At 66.2% G+C, this 2908-nt stretch carries 3 protein-coding genes; 1 reads left to right on the top strand and 2 read right to left on the bottom strand.

The window, feature by feature from the left end; genetic code table 11:
- Window positions 1-173: 173 nt before the first annotated feature.
- Complete coding sequence (gene lolD, locus AC07X4_RS23830; protein WP_494741527.1) at window positions 174-884, bottom strand: lipoprotein-releasing ABC transporter ATP-binding protein LolD; 711 nt, start codon at window positions 882-884, stop codon at window positions 174-176.
- Complete coding sequence (locus tag AC07X4_RS23825; protein WP_494741526.1) at window positions 877-2130, bottom strand: lipoprotein-releasing ABC transporter permease subunit; 1254 nt, start codon at window positions 2128-2130, stop codon at window positions 877-879. The genes lolD and AC07X4_RS23825 overlap by 8 nt, the downstream gene beginning before the upstream one ends.
- Before the next feature lie 80 nt (window positions 2131-2210).
- Between AC07X4_RS23825 and AC07X4_RS23820 the strand changes: the two genes are divergently transcribed.
- The coding region (locus AC07X4_RS23820) for a phosphoglycerate mutase (RefSeq protein ID WP_494741525.1) at window positions 2211-2908 on the top strand (698 nt) is incomplete at its 3' end.

The following is a 2908-nucleotide window of genomic DNA, read 5'->3' as shown; positions in this document are numbered from 1 at the left end:
TCGCCTTTTCTTTGGTGACTTTCTTTTGGCGAAGCAAAAGAAAGTTACTCGCACGCCGGGCGACTCCCGGCCTCCGCCTTCAACCCAGGCATGCGATCCAATCAGCAACCACAAGAAAACGCCACGAAATCAATAGCTACCACCGCATATTCCACTAGCGCATCCAGCCAAAATCACCCCAAAACCCCAGACACCAGCCTCATCACCCGGTCACACCGGGCCGCCAGCGACTCATCGTGCGTCACCATCACAAATGCGGTGCCCTGATCCCGCGCCAACTGCAGCATCAAGTCAAACACCCCGTCAGCCGTACTCCGGTCCAGATTGCCCGTAGGCTCGTCCGCCAGCACGCAAGCAGGCCGCGTCACCAAGGCCCGCGCAATCGCTACCCGCTGACGCTCACCGCCCGACAGCTCGGCCGGCCGGTGCATCAGCCGCTCCTTCAAACCGACTGACGCCAGCACCCGCTCCGCCTCGGCATGGCACTGCGCCAACGGCAGGCGGCGAATGCGCAGCGGCATCGCCACGTTGTCCAGCGCACTGAACTCCGGCAGCAGGTGGTGGAACTGGTAGATAAAGCCCAGGTGCTGATTGCGCAACTGCCCCTGGCGCTCTGCCGACAGCGACGACATCTCCTCGCCCTTCAGGCGCACGGTGCCTGCCGTCGGTGCGTCCAGCCCGCCCAGCAGGTGCAGCAAGGTGCTCTTGCCCGAGCCCGAGGCACCCACGATCGCCAGCGTTTCGCCCGCATGGATCTGCAGGTCCACGCCCTTGAGCACGGTCACGTCCAGGCGGCCTTCGGTAAAGCGTTTGGTCAGGCCCTTGGCTTCCAGCACCACCGGGTGAGCGTTGTTTTTATCGTCGTTGGAGGTGGGATTACTCATAGCGCAAAGCCTCGGCAGGGTTCACACGGCTGGCGCGCCAGCTGGGGTACAGGGTGGCCACAAAGGCCAGCACCAGCGAGATGACCGCAATGGGCACGATGTCGCTGCTCTGCGGCTCGCTGGGCATCTTGCTGATGAGGTAGATGTCCTTGGGCAAAAAGCTCGCGTTCAGCGCGCGCTCGATGGCCGGCACGATCACATCGATGTTGAACGCGATGCCAAGGCCCAGCAGCAGGCCGACCATCGTGCCGATCACGCCCACCATCGCGCCCTGCACCACAAAGATGCCCATGATGCTTTTGGGGCTGGCGCCCAGAGTGCGCAGGATGGCGATGTCGGCGCGCTTGTCGGTCACCGTCATCACCAGCGTGGAGACCAGGTTGAACGCGGCCACCGCCACGATGAGCGTGAGGATGATGAACATCATGCGTTTTTCGAGCTGCACGGCGGCGAACCAGGTGCGGTTTTGCTGCGTCCAGTCGCGGATCAGCAGCTGGCCGCTCAGGGTCTGCGCCAGCTGCTGCGCCACCTCGCGGGCCTGGTGCAGGTCCTTGAGCTTCAGGCGCACGCCCGTGGGGCCTTCCAGGCGGAAGATGCGCTGCGCGTCTTCATGGTGCAGCAGCACCAGGGCCGAGTCGTATTCGTAGTGGCCGGAGTCAAACGTGCCCGCCACCGTCATCTGCTTGAGGCGCGGCACCACGCCTGCGGGCGTCACCTGGCCGGCGGGCGCAATCAGCGTCACCGGGTCGCCCACCCGCACGCCCAGGGCACGGGCCAGCTCGCCCCCCAGCACCACGCGGAACTCGCCAGGCACCAGCAGGTTCAGCGTTTTCTCGTTGGTGGCAGCCAGGTCGGTCACCGCCCCTTCCAGGGCCGGGTCGATGCCGCGCACCAGCGCCCCCTTCATGTCTTCGCCGCGCGCCAGCAGGGCCTGTGCCGCCACAAAAGGTGCAGCCCCGATCACATTCGGGTTTTTCTTGGCCTCGGCCAGGGTGAGCGCCGGGTCGGGCAATGCGGCCCCCAGGGGCGCAAAGATCTCGATGTGCGAGACCACGCTGAGCATGCGGTCGCGCACGTCCTTCTGAAAGCCGTTCATCACCGACAGCACGATGATCAGCGCCGCCACCCCCAGCGCAATGCCCAGCATGGACACGCCCGAGATGAACGAGATGAAGCCATTGCGCCGCGTGGCGCGGCCCGCGCGCGTGTAGCGCCAGCCCAGGGCCAGTTCGTAGGGAATTTGCATGGATTAGGAAAGAAGGACCTGTACGGTGCGGAATGCACGCTACGGGCCGGGCCGATTGTGGCATCCCGGACAATACGCCCATGTCGGACACCACCCATTTGCTCATTCCCTACGCCGCCAGCGCCTCACCGGGATGCCAGCAAGCCCAACAGGGCCTGGCCCTGCCCCACCTGGACCGGCTGCTGGCCCGGCTCAGCCCCTATCCCGCCCAGAGCGACAGCGGCGAAGAAACCAGCTTCTCTGCCCCCCATGAACGCGCCCTGGCCCGCGCCCTGGGCCTGCCCGCGCAGGACGGCCGCATCCCTTGGGCCGCCTGGCACCGCCACCAGCAAGGCCTGACGATCCACGGCGAGGCCTGGGCCTTCGTCACCCCCTGCCAGTGGCAGGTCAGCACCGACCACGTCACCCTGCGCGACCCAGCGCAACTGGGCCTGGATGAAGCCGCATCCCGCGCGCTGCTGGCCATCGTGGCGCCCTGGTTTGCCGAGGACGGCATCACCCTGCACTACGACCAGCCCACGCGCTGGCTGGCCAGCGGGCCGCTGTTTGCCGACCTGGCCACCGCGTCGCTGGAGCGCGTGCTGCTGCGCGACGTGCGCGCCTGGATGCCCGATGTCAAACAAGCCCGCACCCTGCATCGCCTGCACAGCGAGATGCAGATGCTGCTGTACACCCACGCCTTCAACGACGAGCGCTCTACGCGCGGGCTGCCCGTCGTCAACTCGTTCTGGGTGCATGGCACGGGCGCACTGTCCAATCCACCGCCCGCCCCCCCATC

Source organism: Acidovorax sp. GW460-11-11-14-LB4 (assembly GCF_059423685.1).
The sequence above is the reverse complement of the archived record's forward strand: the minus strand, read 5'-3'. Positions and strand labels throughout refer to the sequence as shown.